Genomic DNA, 25,611 nt, shown 5'->3' on the forward strand with positions numbered 1-25,611 from the left:
GCTCCGCAAACGACTCGATCGCACCGCGCACCGTTTCCATGTAGTCGGTTTCCAGTTTGCTGAAATCCTTGAATACGTCGTCGAGCGGCTCACGCTGTTTGAGCAGTGCCATCGCCTGATCGTCCGGCAAATTTAATTCTTCCATAGCCATCAGAATATCCTCGCGCACAGCATACTCATAAGCATGAGAAAGAATTTCCTCTGGCGGACACTGAACGAGCCACTTGCGATATTTGTCCTGCTCACGCTCCATCTTCTGATAGAGCGCAGTATTCAGTTTCTCGTTGTTCATTACCATCACCTTCTTAATTTCAATTCACAGCTGACACGAAAGCAGCTATGTAGGGTAGGGGAGGAGATTCCCCTACGCAAGTTCATTCAGGCTTTGTGAATCACCCGTTTATATTTGGTATCCGAGTTCTCCATATATGAATTGATGATTCGGCTCTGCTCCTTGGTTTCTGCGTATGCTGTTACGGTCAGCGTCTTGCGATTCCAGTCCAGCGTATAGCTATCTGACGCAACATTGGTAATATGATGTTTGGCAAGGTAATCCCGAAAGTCCTGCATTGCAGCCATATCATCGGACATCACCACATTGATATAGATGCGGTCTTTGGAAAGCTTGTTATTGATGCCGCTGACCAAAAAGCAGCCAACTCCGCTGGCCACTGCTACCGTCAGTGTAGTCAACATGCTATCTGCCAGAACCACACTGCGTGTAATCCAGAAATAAAGAAAGCTGGAAAGCGCAATTGCTACGCCTGCCAGCAGACTCCGGTTTCTCTGAATCATAATCGTTTTTACGGTGCTCAAGGCGTTGTCTGCCATCTTAGCGATAAACAGCAGGCCAAGACTCATTGCTGTTGTCAAACTCTCATCTCCTCATCGTTCCATTTCGCGTTTCTTTTCTTTCGGCTCCCCCTCATCGGGTTCGCCGTCCACAATTTCATTCTCCCGCTTATCCAGATTGAGTAGAATGTTCAGTTCATCCAGTCGTGCCAGCTTGGTTTTCAGTTCATCTTCCTGCGGGAACGGCTTGTCCACTGCCGCCTTGGCATTGGACAGTTGAACACTTGCATTATCCAGCTGTGCCTCGCACTGCCGGAGATCGCTCTCCAATCCGGCAAGCATATTATCAATGCGCTGGATATTGCCAAACAGGTCTGTACCAAGAGAAATCGGATGACTGAGCTGGCCTTTCAGATTCAGTCGATACTCCTTTGCAAAGGTGTCAAACGAGAGGACCATGGCAAAGCCCCGATACATTCCGATTGGAATCGCATCAGGGCTTGTCATATTATGCGCCGCTGCCAGCAATGCACTGCCCGCAGCTTTCTTTTCGATATAGGCGGTTCCCTCGACCTCCATTGAAGAAAAACCGTCTTCATTCGGCATTGTCTGTGCCTCTCGCAGCTCAATATCACTCTTGTATCCGCTGATTTTCTGTTCCAGCGCCGCAATCTGATCTGGAAACGCTTTTGCGATCTTATCCTCCAGTGCATATCTCTGGCTCAAATGGCTTGCTTTCAGCATTTTCAGCCGTTGAACTGCAATATCCAGATCCATCTTTTCCTTGATATACGGATTACCGGTACAAAGTGCCTTCACCTCGGCATAAGATAATGCTGTTTCATCAATATCCTCCGCCGATCGGGCCGGTGCTTTGGAAGTCATGATCTGACCAATGAACTTTTGCTTTCCCTCAACCATCTGATAGAGGTAGCTGTCGAAAGTATTCTCTGTTACATAGGTGTAAATCTCAACTTCCGGGTTCTCATTGCCCTGACGGATAATGCGGCCTTCGCGCTGCTGTAAATCAGACGGTCGCCACGGGCAATCGACATGGTGCAGGGCGATAAGCTTTTTCTGGACATTCGTACCGGCACCCATTTTCTGCGTTGAGCCAATCAGCACTCGGATTTCGCCGCTGCGGACTTTGCCGAACAGTTCCTTCTTCTGCGCCTCACTGGCTGCATTATGAATATAGGCAATCTGATCTTTGGGAATACCCAAATCCAGCAGCTTATCCCGAATGCCATCATAGATATTGAAATTGCCATCGTTATGCGGCGTTGACAGGTCACAGAAAACCATTTGCGTTGATTTCTGTTCCGCAGTTTTCTGCCAGATTTCATACACATTCTTTGCGCAGGCACTGACTTTACTGTTTTCGTCATCCGGCAGTATAGGGTTCATCAGCCGCTGATCCAGTGCCAATTTGCGTCCATCGTTCGTAATCTTAAGCATATTGTCCACACTGGAATCAACCATACGATTGCGCACACGCTCAGCACGTTCCGAGAGGTCTTTCACCATTTCCACCTGATAGGCTGACGGTTTCAGTACCACATTGTGATAATTTGCTATCGGAACCGGCAGCTTGAGCATATCCGCCGTCTGAATATCTGCCGTCTGCTTAAACAGTGACATTAGCTCCGGTAGATTATAAAATCGTGCGAATCGTGTCTTCGCCCGATATCCTGTTCCCTCGGGTGCCAGTTCAATGGCAGTAACGGTTTCACCAAAGGTACTTGCCCAGGCATCAAAGTGCAGCAGATTTTTCTCTTTCAGGGTCCCGTACTGAAGATACTTCTGCATCGTGTACAACTCCACCATGCTGTTGCTGATTGGGGTGCCCGTCGCAAATACTGTTCCTCTGCCACCGGTAATCTCGTCCAGATAACGGATTTTCATATACAAATCACTGGATTTCATTGCTTCCGTCTGACTGATACCGCCCACATTCCGCATCTTAGAAAATGCAGCAAGGTTTTTATAGTAATGCGCCTCGTCCACAAACAGTCGATCAACACCCAGTTCTTCAAAGGTAACAAGGTCATCTTTTCGGCTCTGGTCGTTCAACTTATCTAGCTTTGCCTGCACTGCTTTCTTAGAGCGTTCCAACTGCTTGACCGAGAAACGATCTCCGTTCTGTTCTTTCAGTTCTCGGATACCATCTATGATTTCATGGTACTGCTGCTCCAGAATATAACGCTGCCGCTCAACAGACATTGGAATCTTCTCAAATTGACTGTGTCCAATCACAATGGCATCAAAATCCCCGGTTGCAATTCGGCCGCAGAAGCGCTTGCGATTCTTTGTTTCAAAGTCCTTCTTTGTTGCAACCAGAATGTTGGCAGAAGGATACAACTGCAAATACTCTGCCGCCCACTGTTCCGTCAGGTGATTCGGCACAACAATCAGCGATTTTCTGCACAATCCAAGCCGTTTGCTCTCCTGAGCTGCGGCAACAATTTCGAAGGTCTTCCCTGCCCCCACAACGTGTGCCAGCAGCGTATTGCCTCCGTAGAGAATGTGTGCAACTGCGTTCAACTGGTGCTGCCGCAGCTGGATTTCAGGGTTCATACCCACAAAGTTCAAATGACTGCCATCATACTCACGAGGGCGCAATGCGTTGAACTGCTCATTGTAGAGCCTGCACAGCCGTTCTCTTCTCGGCTGGTCCTTCCAGATCCAGTCCTGAAACGCCTGCTTGATCAGTTCCTGCTTGCCTTGTGCGATTGCAGTTTCCTTCTTATTCAGGACAGGCACTCGCTTGCCGTTTTCATCCTCGATATAGTCAAACACCCGCACATCTCGCAGATTCAGCGTTTCCTCAATGATTTTATAGGCATTCACACGATCTGTACCATAGGTGCTGGTCGCGTTGATATTGCTGCGGTCATAGGACTTGCCCTCTACATTCCACCCGCCGGTGTAGCGGGAATAATGCACTTTTACCTTCCACTGCGCGTAATACGGCGTGTCCAGCAGCTCATACATGAATTTCTGAACCACATCTTCTGGAAGCCATGTTGCTCCAAGTCGAACCGAAATCTCACTTGCGGTCAGATCCGTCGGCTGAACTTCTTCCAAAGCCGTCACATTCACTGCGAATACTGGATCGCTTTCAGCCGATCTTCGAGCCTCCGCCAGTTTTTCACGCACATTGCCCGAAAGGTACTCATCTGCGGTAAGGTATTTCGCCTGACTGCCGTTCTCCTCATAAAGCGGGTTCCGAAAAATAACGCCGCTGAGGTCAGCAAAGATTTCTTCTTCCATTTTCCCGGTCAGCTGCATCATATACGGCATATCGACCTTTGCCTTTTCACCCATGGAAACCGCCAGAGCTTCCGATGCGGTATCAACGCTGATAATTTCGGTATGCTGCCGGATTGTGCGCTTGCTGAACATATCTGCCTTACGCACGAAGTTCCCCTCATCATCCAGAACTTCCAGTGAAGAAAGCAGGCAGAAGGAACTATCATCTCCAAAGACTGATTTGTTTGCTCTGGTATTGATGCGCTTATACTTTTTCTCAAACGCATCGTACAGGGCATTCAAGTTAGTCTGTTCCTGCTGAATCATTGTGTCTGGGTAATCTTCTGTCTGATATTCGATCAGCTTACGGACACACTCGCGGATTGCAATTAAGCCTTTGACTCGGTTTACGCCGGTTACAGACAAATCGACCGAGTGCATGATGCTGTTTTCCCGATAATAGACTTCACCATCTACAACAGTAAAGCTGAAGTTGCGTACGGACGGGTCAGCCGGGATAGAGCGATCTTCTTCCTCGCTTTCCGGATCATCAACTTCGTACTCCATCACAGAACCATTGATGTTTTGAATTGCATCCGTTAAAAGTTCTTCCAGACTGCTGCCGTCAATCGGAAGGCAGGCTGTTTCCGGACCGTAGGGTCCGCTCACTTCCTGCATGATTCCAAGCACCATATTCGGATTATCTACAAAGTACTGATTCACGGGCAAACCATTTGCATCAACGCCAAGGCTAACCCATGCCGGCAGCTGATCGATCATGCGGTCACGCTTTTGGAGAATTAGGATGTCTGAGGTGACTTCTGTTCCCGCTGCATCCTTGAACGTATTATTGGGCAGGCGAACTGCTCCGAGCAGTTCCGCTCGCTGTGCCAGGTATTTGCGTACAGACGGATTCTCCTTGTCCATCGTGCCTTTACTGGTGATAAACGCGATAATACCACCAGGTCGCACCTTATCTATTGTGCGGGCAAAGAAATAGTCATGGATCAGGAAGTTATACTTGTCGTACCGCTTATCTACGATCTTAAAAGAGCCAAACGGCACATTTCCAATAGCGGCATCAAAAAAGCTATCCGGCAGATCTGTTTTCTCAAACCCGCGAACAGCGATAGAAGATTTCTGATAAAGCTGCTGCGCGATTCGTCCGCTGATGCTGTCCAGCTCTACACCATAGATTTTCGAGTCGGCCAGATTACCCGGACGCATGCCGATGAAATTGCCAACACCGCAGGACGGCTCCAGAATATTACCGCGCTGGAATCCAAGCCTTTCTAAAACCTGATACATCGACCGAATCACAACAGGCGGCGTGTAGAACGCTGTCAGCGTCGATTCGCGCGCAGCTTCGTACTCCTCATCAGACAGCAGTTCTTTCAGTTCGGCATAGTGACTATTGCGCTCATCAAAGCAATCCGCCAAACCGCCCCAGCCGACATATTGTGCAAGCACCGACTGTTCTTCCGGTGTTGCCAGGCGGTTTTCAGCTTCCACCTTTTTCAGTGTGGTAATCGCGCGAATGTTTCGTGCGTACCGCTCACTCGGCGTTCCGACACCCAGTAAGTCATCAGAAATGTGATACTCTGAGCGTTCTGAATCCGGTATCTCCGGCAGCAGTGTCAACGGTGCTGCCTTGTCTTTTTTTCTTACAGCCGGCGGTGTAAGCTGAGGTTCCTGCGTCTGTTCAGACCCTTTATGCTGGGCGGCATATTCGTGTTCTGCAAAGGCAACGAGTTCATCAAATGTCATATTCACGAGGAACTCATTCATATCACCTAAATCTGCATACTGAATTAGGGCAACCGCTTCATTATCTACTGCATAAAGCATACGACAGTGCTCAAGGTCTGCATCCACCTGAATACTGTGCTCACCATCACCCGATGTGCTGTACGCCAGCGGAACTGCGGTTAGATCGCTGAAATCCGCTTTCTCCTCAAAGCACTCCAGCGCGTACAGGTTGATCATGCGTATGCTTTCGTTCAGCAGATATTCTCTGTGTCCCTCTGCGTAGTCCACGACTGCAAAGCCCTTTGGCGGTGTTCCAAGGTCTGTCAGGAAATCCTGTGGAATGGTAGTGCCGTTCTGGTCACGATACAAGGTAATGGTAAACGGTGCACCTGTATCTACGTCTTCTTTGACTTGCTCGACAAGCTGGATTTCGTCATCATATTCCACCTGCTCTCCGACATGTCCATTCGAGTCCAGATAGTCCAATCGGCCAATTGCTTGCGGTTTTACACCGGCTGCCTGCTCGCCACTGTTTTCTTTCGGCTGGTCATTCAGCGGATTTTCTGCAATGCGCCGATCAAAGTCACTGCGGCTCAGTTCTTCGTTGAACAGCGGGTACTCCGAATCATACAACCGAACCATATGATCGTCGATTGCAAGAATTTCATATTCTTTAACGCCCAGATAAACCTTATCGCCAAGTGAGTAGTGCCGCTGCACCGATTCTTCTTCATTTGCCGGGGCAGCAGTCGATTGATCCGCTTTCGTTGAAGACTGTTCCGCACTGATTCGCTCAATTTCTGCCTTACTCAGATACCGTCCCAGTGCAATCAACTCACCAATGCGCTTCTCAACAACATTCCAGGACAGATTAACTGCCTTGCTGCCGTCATCATGCAGTTTGCTGAGGTGAAGCCCCTTTGCATCATACTCCAGCCAGTAGTCTGTACCGGGAATGGCATCAGAATGGCCGCCGATTCCGTACTCTCGCCGCAGAAACCGAACATTCGCTTCTGTTCCTTCCTGCTTAAGAAACTGCTGATAGATACGCCGTTTACCATCTTCAAATCCGCTGCCGCTGCTGAGCACATAATCAATCGCCTCTTGCGGCATAACAAAAGCCGAGTCTTTTTTGGACTCGGCTTCGCCAATCAGAGAAAGCTGTTCATTTACGCTGGGCAAAACTGCTTCATCCGGTGAAAGCCACTCATGCAGCACGATCATTCCGGTAATATGGTCTGCAACCGTGCTCCACTTCATAATCACTCTCTGATCCGGGTCGCTTGCCGAGCCTCGCCACATCATAAACACTGTGTCAAATGCTCGATAGCCTGCCCGCTGACCGTTGCTCAGTATCATTTCGGTGAACGTGTTATCAAAGAACGTTTTGATAAAATCTGCACGTTCATTCTTGTCCTCATGGTCAGCAAAAAATGAAGCGATTTCTGTCCGATGGCCTTTCAGCGCATCACTGGTACGCAGCAGCTCATTCTTTTCCTCATCGGAGTGGTAATACGGCGCCTTGGAGTCCTTGTACCACTCATCGTGAAAGACCTCCAATCCGGTCGAGCCAACGGCCCGCATCGCGGCAGCGCCAATATCTCGCGTTACCGGTACACCAGTTCCTTCAGCACGATTTCCTCCGCTGCTGCCTGGATGTTGTTCATCAGCCCGACCCACTTCATCTGGTTCTCCGCTTTCAGGCTCTCGTTCACGCCCTCCTGCTTCGCCATCTGCGCGGTCAGCGTTTCCATCATCTCGTTCGCCTGACGGTCGATCTCCTCCAGATGCTGATTCAGCCTGCCGGTCAGCAGCATTGCTGTGTACGTGCCGTTCCGGTTCTCCCGAAGGAATCTCCGCCGCAGCATTCCATACCTCCCAACCTTCGGTGCCTCCGGCACGATCAGATCCGGCAGGTAATACTCGCCCTCCTTGTGATAGGTCACTTCCATATTCAGCGCTCCCTTCTGTTGTTGCTGTTCTGTTCACATCATACCGGCTGTCCGCCGGAACCTCAAATGTGCGATTCTGATTTCTTTCTTCTCGCTGCAAATCCTGCACTAAAACTGCGATATCGCGGAGCAGAACCTCAGACATATCACTGACTGCTGCTCCCAGAATAGAAATAGCATCTGGCGTATTAAAATTGCAGACCTTGTCCAGAGAATTTCCGAAATATGCTCTGCCCGGAAGTCCACAGCGGATATGCAGCATATAGCCGACACTGTAACTGAGTGCGGTCAGCATTTGTATGCGTGTATTGTCCTCGTCCAGCTTTTCCAGCAGGCTGCCCGCTTTTGCCTCCATCAGCTCTGCCAGATAATCCTGATAATTATCATTAACGAATGTGACCGCCACATTGAGCAGGCAATCCTCCAGTGACTCTTGGGCATCAACCTCATATCGTTCTGCCAACACATTTTTGACTGGCTCAATGAATCTCTGTTCCATCTTCCAGATGGGAACTTCTTTGCCTGCTCTGCTGTTGGTATCGGATACATCAAACACATGACGCAGCTTATACGGTGCATCCGTATCGACCAGCAGCGCAATGCCTTTGGTATTGCGGTTGATCCAGCGGCCATGCTTATTCCACCAACAGACTTCGGCGCAGGCTGTCGCATCAGGCTTCTGTGCGAAAATCAGCAGCTGCTCCTGAAACGAATATTTGAAATTATTCGCCGCAGTGGTCAAGAAGTCCATATAGTGGTTCGTATCCACTGTCAAAGTCCGCAGATGTTCTGCTTCCATCTCTGTAATCACCTGATACTTGCTCGGCATCTCGTTCACCTCCATCATCAATCTGAATTGTCACCTCAATGGGAATCGGCAGCTCTCCCAAAAGCGAAGAATACAGCAGTCCTGTACGGGCATTGGATATTTTCGTTACCAGTCCAGTCAAACGAAAGACCGTCGCATTCACTTCTTCCTGATTTGCTGCGAAGTAGTATCCGCTCCGGTCACTGCAAATCGGAACGCCATCCTGACGCAAGCGATTGATCTTGCGGCGCAGGTTACGCCCGTTCACGGAAAAAAGCTGCTCCAGCTCTGTGCTCGGAACAGCTTTTTCTTTTCCGGTATGATATTTCTTCAGATACACGCACAGTGCTGCGTTCTTATCCATACGCTCCTTCCTCCATCATCGTGCATCTCTTTGCACACTTGACAAGCTCTGTTTCGGGAAATCCCAGCCATAGACCTTCCCGATTTCATCGCCCAACCGGCGAGTTATGCGCGTAATATCCGTCCTTGTTGCGGTGCCACGATAAATTTTCTCTTTCAGATTCTCAATCTGCGCATCGCTGACACCGTCCTTATAGGTTCGATAGAGATAATGGTTGGTACCATCATGGTGAACCGCATCACAACGCATATCACCCAGCCTGTCAACATACCAGGTCACATAGTCGCACTCCGAGAACAGGCAGTCCTTGATGTTGCCGCTCTCGATTTCCTTGTAGCCGCTGTAACGTCCATTCCAGAGGCCGAGATCGACAATCACCAGAATCGGCTTGTCCAGCTGAATATCGAGATTCATGCGTTCATCGTCCAGATATTCGCTATTCCGTTCATACATCTTTTCCTCACGTTCCTGTTCGGAAAGTTCCGGATATTCTGCCTCCAGATCCTCACGCCAATCCTCGTAATCCAACGAATAGTTACTCCAAATCAGGTACTTAGGCTCTGTCATCGCGCATCACCCCGATTCTTTGGGCGGCTGCGTGTATTTCGAGCAGTATTCTCCATCGTATCCAGCGGCAGTACCGTGTTATGGCAGCGTTCCATCTGTTCGGCAAACTGGCAGATATGATATATCGAGTCCCAGCTGGAGCCGATTTCTACATGGTAATCGTCGATGTACCTGCAAACCCTGTCTATATGGGTTCCGTCTTGCCGCAGGATACGAATTTTACCGCCATCTGGCAGGCGAAAGAGCGCCGTATAATCCGATGTGATAAAGCGAATCCCTTTTTCTGCCTGATGCAAATGATGGTCCAGAAACTCTCTCTTGTAGCAGTAGCAGTAAACCGTATACATTCCTTTCTGTGGATTCAGCCGCAGAAGATAAGAATAATCCTTTGTATCCGCACGGAACGCGAAATCCTGACTGGAAAGATCAATCGCACTGTCGATCTGACGGCAACAGTACGCTGATACCGCCGCTCTGCTTTTCAAAAAACCGCCATCTTCTCTCAGCTGATTGATTACCTGATTAAACTCGTCATTAAACTCGGGAGTCAGAAGCCTCGCACAATGGCTGGTCCAATCATGAAAGAACTGATCGCCGCTGTCACCCATATCTGCACGCAAATGACCGATGCAGCCGGTCTGTCCCATAATCTGGTCAGACTGCGTATAGCAGTACATCTGCTCGGTCTTTGTGGCAGGTCTTACTTCAATATCCATCGTCTTTCCTCCTCATCTATGTGATTTCATACGCTGCTCACAGTGTATGTAGCCGTACCTTTGCGCTTGTGCAGTTGCGCCTTTATACTAAATTCATCAAAATGAATCGGAGGTACTCCCATGAAACGAATTACATACTTTCTGTCCGGTGCATTGGCGGCTCTGCTGATCTGTTCTGCAACAGTTTCCGCCTTTGCAGCCGGCGGTCTTATCACCCTCAACGTCCAGCCGGCACAGGTCATGGTCAACGGCGAGGTTTTTCAGCCTAAAGATGCACAGGGCCGTGATGCTCTTGTTTTCACTTACAACGACACGACCTATGCACCGGTTCGTGCGCTGGCTGAAGCATACGGTCTGACCGTCGGTTATGATTCCGCCAAAAACATGGCTACTGTTGACGGTGCTGCACGGACCACCAATAGCACTGGCAGTTTTTCCTCTCAGTGGACGGTCATGGAAAAGCCGGTCACCCGATACGGTAATGAGCATATCTTCACTGCCGTTTATTCCGGCCCGCTTTCCATGGACAAATTCAAAAGCTGGTGGAAGTCGATGAATGCCGCTGAGCTGAAGGCGCAGGCAGAACAAATGGCTTTGAAGGCTCAGTCTGACCTCCTCGGCTCCGAAATCACCATGTATTTCAGCTTTGGTTCTTATAATCTCGGCACTGCCTTTGCACAATCCGGCTGCACATTCAGCAACTTCGACCCCGCCTCTGTCTGGATCAAGTAATTCTCATGACAACACCCTGTCCATAATGGACAGGGTGTTGTTCTACTTTCGCCACCAGCGCCAAAGCAATACACCAATGACAGTCGCTGCTACCGCTGTGCCGCAGATTACACGCTTTCTCATTTTCAACCCTCCTCCCGGACAAAAGAACATCGGCCATTGCACAAGCAGCAGCCGATGTATGTAAGTCTATTCGCTTTTCAGCCCAGTTTGACCAGCAGTTCATCAACCGGATCGGTAATATGTCCCTGCGCCAGCAGCTTATTTCTCCAGATGAGCAGATATCTCCGGAGCATCTGCAATTCCTTATATGTGATTTCCAGCTGAACTGTATTCTTCCGTTTGAACATTTGCAAGCACTCCTTTCTCTTGACTTCATCATATATGCCGTAAGAAGTGTTTGCAAATATGCAAACGGTATGTATGTGGCCTGTCGATTGACAGACCACTGGAAAGCCTTACTTGTACCAGCTTTCCTCAGTGCCCATAAGGGCATTGTGTGCGTTTGCTGCTTCCAGAATATCGCTGTACGCCCAGTAACGGCGGCTTACATCGGGGAAGGTGTTCAGCTTCCTCAGATTATCGCTGACATACTCCAGATCAGCCACACGGCCAAGCAGTCGGTCCACAAGCGTCACGACTTCAGCGCGCGTAATCTGACGGTCAGCACGGAAGGAACCATCACCATATCCGGTAATCCAGCCATGCTTTGCAGCTGCCTTAATATACTCTGCCGCCCAGTAGCCGTCGCTCACATCATCAAAGCTCTTGAACTGCTCCATGATTTCAGCATCACCATCGCCGTACACAGCAAAGAAGCGGACCGCCATAGTTGTAAACTCGGCACGGGTAATCTGCTCGTCCGGTGCAAAAATAGTCTTGCTGTGGCCATAGGTCACACCGTTGTTGTTCAGATATTTCACATAGCCGCTGTACCACGCATACGCAGGCACATCGCTGAACTTGGTCTTTGCCACAGGAGAAATGCTGTCCCCATTCTTATCCGCCAGCAGTCGTGCGAAAATCGCCGCTGCTTCGCTTCGGGTCATGTTGCGTTCCGGTCCGAACGTACCATCCGTATAGCCAACGACATAAGCGCTGTGATGTTCCGTTTTCTCGACTTCGGGAACCGTAACCTCACCGTTCTTATCAGTCTTGCCGGTGGCCTTGTCACCCAGATCGTTCTTCACAATCACATTGATATTCTTCTGCGGCACCTTCTTCGGGTCGGTTACAATCACCGTCACCTGATGTTTGCTGTCCATATCAACGCCCTTGGGCAGTTCAACCGTAATGTTGCCGGTCTTGCCAATGGATACCTCAGAACCCTGAATCGGACGTCCGGTGTCAGTGCGAACCACCTTGACCGTCAGCGTCCAGCGATCACGATCTGCATCCTCATAACCCTCCGTAACCTTGCCGTCCTCGTTGGTCTTTCCGCTTCCAATGGGAACCGTAATCTGACCGGCCTTGTCGGTCTCGTCTGCTGCATAGTTATCATTCTTGTCGGTCACAGCGATACGCATACCCTGAACGGCGCTCTTATCCTTTACCAGCTGTACCAGAACAGTGGTCTGGTCATCATAGTCCAGCAGTCTGCTGTTCGGCAGACGGATGGAAATGCTGTTGTCCTTGTTCAGCACCACGGACGCATTGGAAACAGGCGTTTTATCCTCCGTATCCGTTACCGTCACCAGATAACCGCCCACAACAGCCTGGCCCTTGCTGTCAGTCGTACCGCTGTTGTAGATTTTCTCGATCGGCTGCGTATCCAGCTTTTCGCCACACTCAGTACACTCCTTGTGCTTGCTGCCTTCGGAGTCCGCAGTAGGCTGCTTGTCGATGATCCAGTCACCCGGCTTGTGACCGGTTGCCTTGGTATAATCGGTCTTACTGGAATCGCCGCAGCGAGTACAGGTCATCATGGTGTAACCCATCTCCGTGCAAGTCGGCTTAGTGATTTCGGTCTTATAGTCATGGCCCAGTGCCTTATTCAGAACCGCACCGCATTTTGTACAAAGCTGAGGCTCCGTACAGGTAGCCGCAGAACCGGGAACATGACCGGCAGCAGCATTTCCCTCGATTTTGTGCTCACCGCAGCGAACGCAGTGATATTCCATCACGCCCTCACCGGTACAGGTCGCATTCGTCACCAGAGTACCCTTGTCCCAGCTATGGCCGAGCGGTTCCGTATAATCTGTTACGAATGCACTGCCGCAGCCATCGCAGCGATGAATGGTCTTGCCGCCATATTCACAGGTGGCGGGAATCACATGGTCTTCGTATTTGTGTGCCAGAGTCGCAGTAATATCTTCGATGTGCCGCTCTCCGCAAATCGAGCACTCACGAACGGTATAGCCGGGATTGGTGCAGGTAGCCGCAACCGAATGGGTTTCAAACTTGTGCTCACCCTTGGGCGTTGCCGTTTCTTTCATTTCACCACAGCGGGAGCACAGCTCCAGCTGCTTGCCGTCTGCTTCGCAGGTGGCTTCGCGAATCTTTACACTCTGCCATACATGACCCAGAGAATCTACATAATCGCGCTTTTCGATCTTTCCACAGGCTGTGCATAAATAGCGATCATAACCCAGCGTCTTGCAGCCGGCCTTTACAGAATCCAGCAGCGTGAAATGATGCTTTTCTCCGCAGCCTTTATCTGTGCAGCAGTTGCCGCCGCAGTTTTTATCCTCGCAGCCGCAGTTCGGGTCAGAGCAGCCGCAGCTGCACTTACCGTCATCCTTAGTAGTTTCATCATGCAGCCAGACGTTTGCTACACCGTTCTCGGTCATCTCTACGCCCTGATAGGTGTAGGTAATCTGATAATACACATCGTACTGTCCCTTGTCGGTATAGTTCGGTGCACTGGTCATTGTGCAGCTGTCTGCGCTGTTGCCATAGCGGATTTCCGTACGCACACCGGCATCAGAAAGGTCTGTCACGCTGATGGTGTGCGGTGCTCCGTCCACAACACCGTAGTAGCTGGCAACAACGGACTTCGCGCCCACATACTCGTATTTTGCGTAGTCGCAGTCCTTGCACTTCTCTACGATGGCAAACCGGCCATTGGCAGGCTGAGAAAGGATTTCTTTCTCCATGTCATGCCGTTCCAGAACGCTGCTCTTGGTGTGATTCGTGCCGTAACAGAACGCGCAATACTCACCGCCGGTCGTTGTGACCTTGTGATAGGTACTGTCTACATACTCATAGGCTTTCTGTTCGGGCAGTTCCTGCATGAATTTCGAGTCACAGTCATAGAGCCAATAGACGTTCTTGCCGAAACCATAATCGTTAATGCTCATGTTGCTGTTGACCGTACCGCAGGTCTCACACACTGCTTTCGTCCAGTGATAACCCGTATAGCTCGCGTTCTGACCGGGAACGCCATCCAGGATCGTGCCCGTACCCGAGCCGCCGACCATCGTACCGTCCGAATATTTCACATTCCGGTTCATAGCAGTCTGGCCGTCCCTCGTATACTCCGGAGTCCGGAACGCCTGAAAAGAAGTTGCCTTGCCGCATACGCCGCAATTGAAGGTTTCATGCGTTACAACCGCATTGACATCCAGCTCATTCGTTCGACCAGATGCCTGCATCCAGTGCTCCGCAGGATCATGATAACTGTTCACTTGGGCAGCACCAGCCGAAACAGGAAACGTTGAGAATGCCGTCATTGCCGAAAGCAGCATGGCAATGGCTCTCGTGCCGAACTTTTTCGTTCTAGCTTTCATTTGAGATACCTCCGTTTGTCTTGATTTGCGGCATGAAAAAACTCCACAGTCCTTGCTGTGGAGGAAAATCCGCCGCTGTTTTTTTGGGTTCAATCACGGCTACATTGCAACCACCTCCTTCGCGATTTTGCAGCCCCTATACTTACTTCTCAGCTAGTAATACAGATGGTTTACTAAAGGGGAGAGTGTGAGAGGGGGAATGAAAGAGCGGGGAAGGGGGGAGTTGTACCGCAAATGGGCATACTTTCCCCATGATAGAGGTTATCTTGCTTGTTCCCTTTTCTGCCGCTCCCTTGCACGCTGATAATATTCCAGTGCCTTGATGATATAATCCTCGGTTTTCTCCAGCGGCACTGTCGAGGGAATATACGGACGCAGCCGTTCTGCCTTAAAGCTGATTTTCTCTTTCTGGTTTGGCTTTTCCTCACCAAGAATCGCTTCGATGACCTCCGCACTCAGCTTTCCAGCTTTGGAGAACTCTTTGAGCCGAATGGCCTGCGGGAGTGATGGCGTGGCATCATTGTAGCTGATGCTGTTCAGAAGAATGTGCTGTTCCGTTTCCGTCAGATAGGAGAGTTCAACGGCAGGGCGAAAAGCGATCTTGTTCTCATCAACCATATCCAGGAGTTCGGGAATTAGCTCTGTCAGGCGGATATAACGCTTTATCTGAGAACTACTTTCATTAACCACCTCGGCTAACTTTTCATTTGATCTTTCACCAGACTTCGGTCCCATTGGGTCCGAAGTTAAATCCGTTCTCTGCCCCTGCCGCTTCATCGCTTCTAGGCGCATCTTGTAGCTGAACGCCTTTTCACTTGGAAGAATGATTGAGCGCTGCAAATTGGATTCCACCATCAGAATGATTGCTTCATCTCTGGACAATTCCTTGATTTCTGCGGGAACGCGCTCCAGACCGGCCAGTTCACAAGCCTTTCGTCGTCGATGCCCTGATACGATTTCATACCGGCCATCTTCTTTCTGGCGGAGCGTAATCGGTGTAATAACGCCGCGCTCTTTCACGCTCTGCACAAGCTGGTTCATGTCCTCGTCCATTTTAACTTTGAATGGGTGGTTCGGGAAATCGTCGATCTCAGATAAGGGGATATCATAGATGCGAGGCAAGCGACTTTCTGCTCGTCCCTCATCATTCATAAACAGTTCAGCGAACCCCGTCAGATCGAGATCGATGTCTTTCTTTCGACTCATGCTCCAACACCTCCTTCGTCACCGCCTCATACGCAGCCGCAACCTTTCCGCCCTTATCATAGACAAAGATGCTTTGCCCTTCCTGGGCGCTTTCAGCAGCACGGACGGAAAAGGGTATCTGCGTATCAAAGACGCGGACTCGATCGCTTACAGCGGCTCTCAGCGCCGTAGAAATGGCTTTTGCGTTGTTAGTTCGGTTATCCACCATCGTCAATAGGATGCCGTCGATGTTCAGACGTGGATTGATCTGGCGTTTGACCTTGGCAATCGAGTGCATCAGCTGATTCAGACCTTTCGTTGACAGAAAACTCGGCTGCGACGGGATAATCACCCGGTCAGCCGCTGCCAGCGCATTGATGGTCATCATGCCGAGGGACGGCATACAGTCAATCAGGATATAGTCATAGTTTTTGCTGACCGAATCAATGTAGCTTTTCAGCACATACTCTCGGCTCATCACATTGAACAAGCCGACTTCTGTACCGGACAGCTCGATATTCGCAGGCATCAGGTCAACGCCCTCTGTACTTCTCAGCAATCCGAAGTTCTCCGGTAGCGACTTATCGTTGATGACGCATTCCATTACATCAGAGAGTGTTTCACTCAGCTGATCCGGATTACGCTCTCCAAGGCTGATTGTTAAACTGCCTTGTGGGTCTGCGTCAATCAGCAGCACTCGCTTTCCCTGTTTCGCCAGGCCGACACCCAGATTCACCGTTGTGGTAGTCTTTCCAACGCCGCCCTTTTGATTGGTGATTGCGATTACTCTGCATTGTTCCATATCGGTTTCCTCCTTTCTCATTTTAAGCTGTCTGAATCAGGCAGCTATGTATGTGAGCGCCTGGGCGCTCACTCATTCTGCGACAGTTTGCAGTAGTCATCTACATACTGAAGCAGCCAATATGAGAACTCCCGAATGAACCACGCGCAGAGATACGGCTCGTCCATCAGAGCATCCGGAAGTTCAACTTCCATCTTAAGCATTCGGGAAAGCACCCGAAGAAAGAGCAGTGCGGTACTCGGCATATACAGATCGTTAAGGCCACTGACCACAACTGCGATAGCCTCCAGCTTACATTCATCACCGTTAAAGTGTTCTGCCGCCGCATCAATTAGGTACTCCGGGTAGTGAACTGCCAGATCTGCCAGCTTTTCGAGATTTAATTCTTCATTCATAACATTTTCCTCCTTTTGGTTATGTACGCACACTGTTCTTCTCTATGCCCTGTGTGCCGGGCATCATCAGGCGGCTGGCAGCGAACCAGCTCCATAGGCATCTCACCTCCCCGCCTTCTTTATGGCCGGGCCGCGAATTACGGAAGTATCATTATCCCTTGCACAGTTCATCGCCTTCGCTGGTAGCAGTCCGGCTTTCTATCGAATCAGTTTGATCGCTCCTCCGTTTCCGGAATCATGGCGCACCGTCGATAGCGGCTTGAGGTTTCCCTCGGTGCAGGTAACGTACCTGATGACTGTTATTCAGTTTTTCGGGAGGCCATCAACTTTGCCTCTCACTAATCAACTACAACCTTCAACCTCAAAAACTGATAAAAAACTTTTGAGATTTTTCAAAAAATTTTTGGACATAAAAAAGCCTCTGCTTCCACATTGGAAACAGAGGCTTTTTTTCAGTACACAAAATCAGTTATAAACGCAAAAACCGCCGCACCAGATTACTCTGATGCGGCGGTAAAACTTTTGCAAATGTGTGATTTTTGGGGCATTCTGCCGACTTCGACACGGATTGGCATACGCTTGGCACACGTTGGCATACAGCCCGGCTTTTCTGTATCATAATCATGCAGAAAACCCTGCAAACACGGCATACTTTCGAACTTTTTAGTCCAAAGGTTTCATTGTCGGGAACAAGATGACTTCACGAATCGTATCGGAGTTGGTCAGCAGCATAACACACCGGTCGATGCCTATGCCCAGGCCGCCCGTGGGGGGCATACCGTACTCCAGCGCGGTGAGGAAGTCCTCGTCCATCATGCCAGCCTCATCGTCGCCCTTGTCCCGCAGTTCCACCTGCTTCATGAAGCGCTGGCGCTGGTCGATGGGATCATTAAGTTCGGAGAAGGCGTTGCCCATCTCGCTGTGGCAGATGAACAGCTCAAAACGCTCGGTGAGCCGGGGATCGCTGGGAGAGCGCTTGGCCAGAGGGGATATGTCCACGGGGTGCATGGTGATGAAGGTGGGCTGAATGAGCTTCTCTTCCACCTTCTGGTCAAAGCACTCGTACAGGGCGTTGCCCCAGGTCTTGTCGGCGGTCTCAGGCAGCTCCACGCCGATAGACTTGGCGGCGGCAACGGCCTCCTCATCGGAGGTGATGGCCATAAAGTCGATGCCGCAGTACTTCTTCACGGCCTCGTGCATGGGTAGACGGGGCCAGCCGGGGGCCAGGTCGATCTTCTCGCCCTGCCACTCCACCTGGTAGGTGCCCAGGATCTTCTGGGCGGCGGAGGACAGCAGATCCTCGAACAGGTCCATCATATCGTTGAAGTCGGCGTAGGCCTGGTAGAGCTCGATGGTGGTGAACTCTGGGTTATGCTTGGGGTCCATGCCCTCGTTGCGGAAGATACGGCCAATCTCATATACCCGGTCCATGCCGCCTACGATAAGCCGCTTCAGGGGCAGCTCGGTGGCGATACGCATGTACATGTCGATGTCCAGGGTGTTGTGGTGGGTGATGAAGGGCCGGGCGGTGGCGCCGCCGGAGATGGTGTTCAGAACGGGAGTCTCCACCTCCATAAAGCCCCGGGCGTCCATGAAGTCACGGACGTACTTGATAAACTGGGAGCGGATGATGAAGTTGCGCTTCACCTCAGGATTGACGATCAGGTCCACATACCGCTGACGGTAGCGAAGCTCCGTGTTGGTCAGGCCGTGGAACTTCTCAGGCAGGGGCAGCAGAGACTTGCTCAGCAGAGTCACTTTCTGCACACGAACGGACATCTCGCCGCGCTGGGTGCGGAACACCACGCCCTGCACACCCACGATGTCTCCAATGTCGTACTTCTTGAAACGGTTGTACTCCTCCTCATCCATCTCGTCCTTCCGGGCGTAGAGCTGGATGCGGCCGGACTTGTCCTGCAGATCGCAGAAGGAGACCTTGCCCATGCCCCACTTGGACATGAGACGGCCGGCGATGGACACCTGGCTGCCCTCCAGGGCGTCGAAGTGCTCCTTGATATTGGCAGAGTCGTTGTCCACTACATACCGAGTAATCTGGAAGGGATCATTGCCTTCTTCCTGGAGTTTAGCCAACTTTTCCCGGCGAATCAACCTCTGCTGAGAAGTCTCCTGTGTGAGCCCCTGGCTGTTGGTTTCATGGATGGATTCAGCCATATACACTCTCCTTTGCTCCTGTGTGAGCCCTGAGTCACTTTACCTTGCCCATGCGGATGCCATGAGAGAAATCTTCAGGCGGTTATTTCTTCATAAAGTGCACGGTAATGGGAGGAATTCTCCGCTTCAAGACTGTCTTTCTTCAAATTCCTGACATTGCGACAGCGCCAGGGCTAACTGATCCGGGCAGGAAGTCCCTTTATCCAGGCACTGGATTCCCTTCAGCTGTGCAATCGCGTCCTCCACACGCATTCCCACCAGCAGGCGGCTGAGCGCCTGAGTAAAGCCGGGACAGCCCAACACAAATTCCACCGACTGGATCACTCCATGGTCTACTTCCAATTTAATTTCTTTGGCACAGGTGCCTTTGGTCTCATAAATCATACGGTTCTCTCCTGTCTCTGGCAATCCTTGACGGTTTGCTGTATAATATCAGAATAGACCTTCCCATAATGGGAAAGTCAAGGGGCAATTGAGGAGGAATCACAAATGCAGGGCTATCTTTCCATCAGCGACTTTGCCAAGCTGCGCAATGTACATCCCAAATCACTGCGGTACTACGAGCGGATCGGCGCGCTGATTCCCGCCTATACCGACCCGGAAACGGGCTATCGGTATTATTCCTTGGAGCAGTTGGTGGAGATGGACATGATTCTCATGTGTCTGGAGCTAAACATCCCCCTGCGCGATGCGGAACAATACCGACAGCCTAACCAGACATTGGACATCCGGCATCTGCTTCAGGATGGACAACAAAAGGCACTGGAAAAGCTTACCCACCTCCGCAATACCATGCAGCAGATGGAGGAGGCACTCCGCAGGATCGAAGAAAACCAACGCTATCAGGAACAGGAGGGTGTCTATCGACGGCATCTGCGCCGGCGGCTTATTTTGCGGGAACCCTTCATCCCCTCCGGCGGAGAGTTAGCTTTCAAGCAGAGCTCCACAAAAATCTTCCTCCGAGGACAATCTCTGGGCTTGCTGCCCGCTTTTACCTTTCCCATTGGTCTGATTGCCCGGCGGCGGCAGGGAGACCGCATAGATACCGACATTTTTTTGGAGGTGCTCCAGCAGAAAGAGGGGATTGCCAACCTGGAAGTGCTGCCTGAAGGGGACTATCTCTGTCAGCAGAAGCCCGCACAGGCGCTGGATCACATGGATACACTGATTTCGGAGTACTTTGTCCAGCATCCTAAGGCAAACCAGGTTATGATCACCAATCTGACTTCTGCTTACTTTGATCTGAAGGGGCCATCGCTGGAGCTGCAGGAACAAATTTGACGAAAGAGGGCATCGGGAGTTTTTCCCAGTGCCCTCTTTCTTTAAAAAACTTTTCTACCCCGAAATATTCCGCTTGACTTTCCCATTGTAGGAAAGTTTATGATTGCGTATTGCGGGGATTTTTCCCGCCAAATCAAAATCAAAACGGAGGAAGAAGAACCATGCAGGCGGAAACAAATCCCCTGGGGTATGAGCCGATTGGAAAACTGCTTGGCACCTTTGCCGTGCCCAGCATCATTTCCATGGTGGTCAGTACCCTGTACAATATTGTAGATCAGATTTTTATTGGCCGTGGCGTAGGCTATTTGGGAAACGGCGCAACCAATGTGATCCTGCCGCTGACGGTCATTGCCCTGGCCCTTGGCCTGATGATCGGAGACGGCACCACCGCCTACTTCAGCCTGTGCTTGGGACAGGAGAACCGTCAGAGGGCCGCACAGGGTGTGGGCAATGCCATCACCCTGACAGTGGTGGTCAGCATTCTGCTGACCGTCCTATCTCTGGTGTTCCTAACGCCGCTCTGCGTCCTGTTCGGCGCCACCGACGCCACCATGTCCTATGCACTGGAGTATGGATTTATTATTGTATTGGGCTTCCCCTTTTATATGTTCAGCATGGGATTCAACTCCATTGTCCGCGCCGATGGAAGCCCGGTCTACGCCATGCTGTCCACACTGAGCGGAGCAATTTTGAATACGATTCTGGACCCACTGTTTATTTTTGTCTTTCACATGGGAGTAAGGGGAGCCGCCATTGCAACGGTTCTGGGGCAGATCGTCTCCTGTGTTATGACCCTGCTTTACCTGAGAAGGTTCCGGTGCATCACCCTGACGCCTGACTGCCTGCTCCCCCGGTGGAAACTGTGCGGGAGAGTTTGCAGCCTTGGAATTTCCAGCTTCTTTCTTCAGCTGGCGGCCACCATCGTAATTACCGTGATGAATAATGTGCTGGTCAAGTACGGAGCTGTCTCCAAGTACGGCGCGGAAATTCCCATGACCACTCTGGGCATTACCATGAAGGTCAATCAGATCATTACCGGCATTGTCATCGGTATCTCCGTAGGCTCCCAGCCCATCATCGGGTATAACTATGGAGCCGGAAAGACGGACCGAGCCCAGAAAACCTACCTTTTAGCCATTATCTGTTCCACACTGGTCATGGGCGTAGGAACCCTTGTGTTTCAGCTGTTCCCTGACCGCATCGTCAGTATTTTTGGTTCGGAGTCCGAGCTCTATCAAGAATTTGCAATCAAGAGCCTGCGGATCTTCCTGCTGTTGATCCTTCTGAACGGATTCCAGTTGTGCACAGGCACCTTTTTCCAGGCAGTGGGAAAGCCGGTGCAGGCTACATTGATTTCCCTGTCCCGGCAGGTACTTTTCCTGTTGCCGGCCCTGCTGATTTTGCCCCACTTTTTGGGGGTGGAAGGCGCCCTGTGGGCCGGGCCGGTGGGGGACGCCTGCGCCTTTGTACTGGCACTGGCCTTTGGCTTAGCGGAATGGAGAAAAACGGCCCGATCATTCAAACAACACCATCATGTTTCTATGGAGGATTATTCTTATGACACACCTGTCTGATCCGATTACGATCCGGAACCTGACCCTGCCGAACCGCCTGGTGATGCCCCCTATGGCTACCGCAAAGGCGGACGAGAACGGCTATGCGACCGATGCGGTATGCGAATACTACCGGGAACGGGCCAAGCACAGCAAAATCGGCCTGATCATCACGGAACACAGTTATATTCACCTCCAGGGCAAGGCCCATCCCGGTCAGACCTCTATCGCCTCCGACGATGTGATTCCTTCCCTTCAGCGTCTCACCGACTGTATCCACCAGGAGGGAGTCAAAGTCTTTGCTCAGATTAGCCATGCGGGATCGGCAGCACAGTCTAAGACCACTGGGCAGCCTCCCGTTGGCCCCAGCCCAATCTATCACCCCAAGCAGCGGGAAGAACTGCCTGCGGAGATGACCCTTCAACAGATCCGGCAGGTCACGGAATGGTTTGCCCAGGCGGCCCTCCGGGCCAAGCAGGCGGGATTTGACGGAGTAGAACTTCACTCCGCCCACGGCTATCTCCTCAACCAGTTTTTCTCCCCGCTGGCCAACCAGAGAACCGATGCGTACGGTCCTCAGTCGGTGGAACACCGCATCCGCTTCCATCGAGAAGTCATTCAGGCAGTTCGACAGACTGTGGGGGAGGACTTTCCCATTGCCCTGCGGCTGGGGGGCTGTGACTATGAAGCCGGAGGGAGTACCGCCCAGGACTGTGTGGAGGCCTGTCAGCTGCTGGAGCACAGCGGTGTGGATCTCCTCCATCTCACTGGCGGCATGAACGGCTTTACTCGCCCCGGTCACGGGGAACCCGGGTATTTCCGGGATCTGTCTGTTCCTGTGAAGCAGGCGGTTCATCTTCCTGTTCTTCTGACCGGTGGAGTGACCACCCCGGCCCAGGCTGAGGCCCTTCTGGAGGAGGGCTGTGCCGACCTCATCGGCGTGGGCCGGGCAATCTTTAAAAATCCCCACTGGGCAGATTGAGTATTAAGTTTTATGTTCATCTTCCTTTTGGGAGCACGCAAAGCGTTTGGCTTGCCGTAAACGGCTGCTGAACGCTTTTTGCGTAAACAGTCTGCACCAGGACTCCACACCCATGTCAAAAAAGTGTGGAGCCCCGGATTTTTTCGGAGGTCTTCTTAAGAATTATAATGCATAAAGAGAATAAGGCTATTCACCCGATAACCCTTTTGAAAGTATTCGCTGAGTGCCGTCGGTTCATATCCCGGAATCTGGGTCAGCATGGCATAACCAGGATATACTGAATGGCTACATACAGAAGGACTCCAAAATACCAATCGTGAACAATATTCCTCTGTAAAGTTTAGAACCTTATTCGCTGCGTCAGATGAAATTTGCAGAGAAAACACCTACTACATGATTCGTTTTTTGCAGACCATACACCGCAGTCCGTGGGCAGAAAACTTACCACCTTGCGAGAACGTACGGTTCGCATCCGTAAGGTCGTCGGTTCGATCCCGATTAGGTCCACCAAAACTGGAAATCGCCGCAGTGAAAACTGCGGCGATTTCTCATTTGACCACAGAAATACCACAGACGGATTTCTGTTTTGACCACTTGGCAGGCATTCCTTTTGGGGAATGCCCGCCTTTTTTGTTTTCTGTGGCGCAGAATTTGAGGGGCTGATCAAAATCTGACGAACTCCCTGTGTTATTATGAGCGCTTTCATTGCGACATTCTGTTAGGCTCTGTCTCTATTTCATTCCTGCAATCGGTAAAACCGCACATCCATTCTTTTGGCTTTTTCACCGACACAGGACGCTACCTTCTGTTCTGATCTCCCCACTCACACATTCCGTCCAGAATAGGAATCAAGGACTTGCCCCGCTCCGTCAGACTGTACTCCACCTTTGGGGGGATCTGAGGATACTCCTTCCGATGGATTAGCCCATCTGCCTCCAGCTCCTTCAAGGTGGCACTTAAAGTTTTGTAGGATATCCCACCGATATACTTTTTCATCTCATTGAATCGCACCACACCAAATTCCATCAGGGTATAGAGGATGGTCATTTTGTATTTTCCGTTGATGAGAGAAAGGGTATAACTGAATCCTGTGGTTCCCAGGCATTCGTTGGCAATACATCGTGTTCCCATTTCACACTCTCCTTTAGGTAAGTATTACACCTAAATGTGCGTACTTGTTTTTTATTTTATGCTGGATAAAATTGTAGTATCAAATGCGCAGGAAGTCAATCCTGCCCCTATAAGGAGGACTCTATATGAGCAAAAAGATCGTGGTCATTACTGGAAGTCCCAGAAAAAATGGCAATAGCTTTGCCATGACGGATGCTTTTATCCAAGCGGCCCAGGCAAAAGGCCATATGGTTACCCGCTTTGACGCTGCTATGCTGAAAATTGGTGGCTGTCATGCCTGTGAAACCTGCTTTAAGACCGGGAAAGCCTGCTCCTTTGACGATGACTTCAACACCATCGCTCCGGCCATTCTTGAGGCAGACACGCTGGTGTTTACCATGCCGGTCTATTGGTACTCCATTCCTGCTCAGATCAAAGGTGTTATCGACCGAATCTATTCCCTGGTGGTGGGCGGTAAGGACATTGCCGGAAAAGAGTGTGCTCTGATCGCCTGCTGTGAAGAGGAAGACAGAACTGTTCTGGACGGTGTCCGTATTCCTATCGAACGCACTGCCGCGCTGAACAAGTGGAAGATGGTGGGCGAGGTGCTGGTACCGGGCGTTCTGAATGTGGGCGACATCAATAAGACCGATGGCTGTGCCCAAGCCGCTGCTTTGGCAGACAAAATCTGAGCCGAAAGGTGAACATACATGGGCAAAAAGATCGTTATTCTCAATGGAAGTCCCCGCCGAAACGGAAATACTTCGGCCCTGGTAAATGCTTTTGCCCAAGGGGCTGAGAGCGCGGGCCATGCTGTCACCGAGTTCTTTCTGAACAAAATGGAAATCCACGGTTGCAAGGGGTGCTTCGGTGGGCACAGTGACCAAGATTGTCCCTGCGTCCAGCAGGACGATATGAACCTGATCTATCCGGCGGTAAGAGACTGTGATGTGGTGCTACTGGCCAGCCCGCTGTATTACTGGACCCTGAGTGGGCAACTGTGCACTGCGCTGGATCGGCTGTTCGCTCTGGAGGAGGGAAACGGTAACCTGCTGCGAGGGAACGGAAAGTCTTCCGCCCTGCTCATGGCAGCGGAGGGCCACGACTTCGAAGACGTCCTGACTTACTACGACCATTTAACGAAGCATTTGCGTTGGAAAAATCTTGGCCACGTGCTGGCCAGCGGAAATATGGATGACGGCGATATTAACGGAAAAACGGAGCTCCAGCAAGCCTATGACCTGGGGAATTCCATTCACTAACATAAAAATGGCCTGAATTAGAAACCGCCATGGCAGTCTGCCATGGCGGTTCTCAGTTGTATGGGATTTTAAGGAACATTGTTTTGCTGAACAAGTCCGTGAAAATCATCGATCATGGATTGCAGCGTAAGGCCGGGCGTAAAATTTTGTGTAAGCGATTTTCGACAAAGTCAAGAATGGCGCTGGAAAGCAGGGCGGATTCTGGCCTG

At 50.9% G+C, this 25,611-nt stretch carries 20 protein-coding genes and 1 pseudogene; 6 read left to right on the plus strand and 15 right to left on the minus strand.

Going from position 1 to position 25,611, the window contains the following annotated elements; translation table 11 throughout:
* Position 1: 1 nt before the first annotated feature.
* The 7 genes and pseudogenes from GPK94_RS05725 to GPK94_RS05750 all read right to left on the minus strand — a co-directional run.
* Positions 2-292 (minus strand): annotated as a pseudogene (locus GPK94_RS05725) (DUF3848 domain-containing protein); the annotation flags it as partial.
* Positions 293-378: 86 nt separating this feature from the next.
* Positions 379-873, minus strand: coding sequence for a hypothetical protein (locus GPK94_RS05730; protein WP_215654971.1), 495 nt, complete (start codon positions 871-873; stop codon positions 379-381).
* A gap of 12 nt (positions 874-885) precedes the next feature.
* Complete coding sequence (locus GPK94_RS15975) at positions 886-7,377, minus strand: N-6 DNA methylase (protein WP_252197107.1); 6,492 nt, start codon at positions 7,375-7,377, stop codon at positions 886-888.
* Between the two features lie 23 nt (positions 7,378-7,400).
* Positions 7,401-7,745, minus strand: coding sequence for a TnpV protein (locus GPK94_RS15980; protein ID WP_252192524.1), 345 nt, complete (start codon positions 7,743-7,745; stop codon positions 7,401-7,403).
* A gap of 722 nt (positions 7,746-8,467) precedes the next feature.
* The gene (locus GPK94_RS05740) at positions 8,468-8,917 is read right to left on the minus strand and encodes an HTH domain-containing protein (RefSeq protein ID WP_215654975.1); all 450 of its coding nucleotides are present in this window, start codon (positions 8,915-8,917) and stop codon (positions 8,468-8,470) included.
* Positions 8,918-8,932: 15 nt separating this feature from the next.
* Positions 8,933-9,445 (minus strand): hypothetical protein, encoded by a 513-nt coding sequence (locus GPK94_RS05745; RefSeq protein ID WP_252192525.1) that lies wholly within the window; start codon positions 9,443-9,445, stop codon positions 8,933-8,935.
* Between the two features lie 35 nt (positions 9,446-9,480).
* On the minus strand, positions 9,481-10,200 hold the full coding sequence (locus GPK94_RS05750) for a hypothetical protein (protein WP_215654984.1): 720 nt from the start codon (positions 10,198-10,200) through the stop codon (positions 9,481-9,483).
* Between the two features lie 120 nt (positions 10,201-10,320).
* On the opposite strand from GPK94_RS05750, the gene GPK94_RS05755 reads away from it, so the two are divergent.
* On the plus strand, positions 10,321-10,932 hold the full coding sequence (locus tag GPK94_RS05755; protein WP_215654986.1) for a stalk domain-containing protein: 612 nt from the start codon (positions 10,321-10,323) through the stop codon (positions 10,930-10,932).
* Positions 10,933-11,132: 200 nt separating this feature from the next.
* On the opposite strand, the gene GPK94_RS05760 is transcribed toward GPK94_RS05755, so the two are convergent.
* The 7 genes from GPK94_RS05760 to GPK94_RS05790 form a co-directional block, all read right to left on the minus strand.
* Complete coding sequence (locus tag GPK94_RS05760) at positions 11,133-11,282, minus strand: hypothetical protein (protein ID WP_215654988.1); 150 nt, start codon at positions 11,280-11,282, stop codon at positions 11,133-11,135.
* A 108-nt stretch (positions 11,283-11,390) separates the two neighbouring features.
* Positions 11,391-14,660 carry an S-layer homology domain-containing protein gene (locus tag GPK94_RS05765; RefSeq protein WP_215654990.1) on the minus strand — a complete coding sequence of 1,090 codons (3,270 nt, stop codon included), beginning with the start codon at positions 14,658-14,660 and terminating at the stop codon, positions 11,391-11,393.
* A 261-nt stretch (positions 14,661-14,921) separates the two neighbouring features.
* A complete protein-coding gene (locus tag GPK94_RS05770) occupies positions 14,922-15,866 on the minus strand; it encodes a ParB/RepB/Spo0J family partition protein (protein WP_215654992.1) in 945 nt (314 codons plus the stop codon).
* Positions 15,820-16,647 (minus strand): ParA family protein, encoded by an 828-nt coding sequence (locus GPK94_RS05775; RefSeq protein WP_215654994.1) that lies wholly within the window; start codon positions 16,645-16,647, stop codon positions 15,820-15,822. Before GPK94_RS05775 ends, GPK94_RS05770 begins: the two co-directional genes overlap by 47 nt.
* Positions 16,648-16,715: 68 nt before the next feature.
* Positions 16,716-17,042 carry a hypothetical protein gene (locus GPK94_RS05780; RefSeq protein WP_215654996.1) on the minus strand — a complete coding sequence of 109 codons (327 nt, stop codon included), beginning with the start codon at positions 17,040-17,042 and terminating at the stop codon, positions 16,716-16,718.
* Between the two features lie 663 nt (positions 17,043-17,705).
* The gene (gene lysS, locus GPK94_RS05785; protein ID WP_215654998.1) at positions 17,706-19,214 is read right to left on the minus strand and encodes a lysine--tRNA ligase; all 1,509 of its coding nucleotides are present in this window, start codon (positions 19,212-19,214) and stop codon (positions 17,706-17,708) included.
* Positions 19,215-19,340: 126 nt separating this feature from the next.
* Positions 19,341-19,598 carry a TIGR03905 family TSCPD domain-containing protein gene (locus GPK94_RS05790; protein ID WP_215655000.1) on the minus strand — a complete coding sequence of 86 codons (258 nt, stop codon included), beginning with the start codon at positions 19,596-19,598 and terminating at the stop codon, positions 19,341-19,343.
* A gap of 105 nt (positions 19,599-19,703) precedes the next feature.
* Between GPK94_RS05790 and GPK94_RS05795 the strand changes: the two genes are divergently transcribed.
* From GPK94_RS05795 to GPK94_RS05805, 3 genes are all read left to right on the plus strand, one after another.
* Complete coding sequence (locus tag GPK94_RS05795) at positions 19,704-20,495, plus strand: MerR family transcriptional regulator (RefSeq protein ID WP_215655002.1); 792 nt, start codon at positions 19,704-19,706, stop codon at positions 20,493-20,495.
* Between the two features lie 161 nt (positions 20,496-20,656).
* Positions 20,657-22,069, plus strand: coding sequence for an MATE family efflux transporter (locus GPK94_RS05800; protein WP_215655004.1), 1,413 nt, complete (start codon positions 20,657-20,659; stop codon positions 22,067-22,069).
* Positions 22,053-23,030, plus strand: a complete 978-nt coding sequence (locus GPK94_RS05805) for an NADH:flavin oxidoreductase (protein WP_215655006.1) — start codon at positions 22,053-22,055, stop codon at positions 23,028-23,030. The genes GPK94_RS05800 and GPK94_RS05805 overlap by 17 nt, the downstream gene beginning before the upstream one ends.
* A 798-nt stretch (positions 23,031-23,828) precedes the next feature.
* On the opposite strand, the gene GPK94_RS05810 is transcribed toward GPK94_RS05805, so the two are convergent.
* Complete coding sequence (locus GPK94_RS05810; RefSeq protein ID WP_215655008.1) at positions 23,829-24,161, minus strand: helix-turn-helix domain-containing protein; 333 nt, start codon at positions 24,159-24,161, stop codon at positions 23,829-23,831.
* Between the two features lie 125 nt (positions 24,162-24,286).
* Between GPK94_RS05810 and GPK94_RS05815 the strand changes: the two genes are divergently transcribed.
* Together GPK94_RS05815 and GPK94_RS05820 are read left to right on the plus strand one after the other, a co-directional pair.
* Positions 24,287-24,832, plus strand: coding sequence for a flavodoxin family protein (locus GPK94_RS05815; protein ID WP_215655010.1), 546 nt, complete (start codon positions 24,287-24,289; stop codon positions 24,830-24,832).
* 18 nt (positions 24,833-24,850) lie between these two features.
* The gene (locus GPK94_RS05820) at positions 24,851-25,402 is read left to right on the plus strand and encodes a flavodoxin family protein (protein WP_215655012.1); all 552 of its coding nucleotides are present in this window, start codon (positions 24,851-24,853) and stop codon (positions 25,400-25,402) included.
* Positions 25,403-25,611 lie beyond the last annotated feature (209 nt).

This window comes from Pseudoflavonifractor sp. MCC625, assembly GCF_018784545.1.
Lineage (GTDB): Bacteria > Bacillota > Clostridia > Oscillospirales > Oscillospiraceae > Pseudoflavonifractor_A > Pseudoflavonifractor_A gallinarum.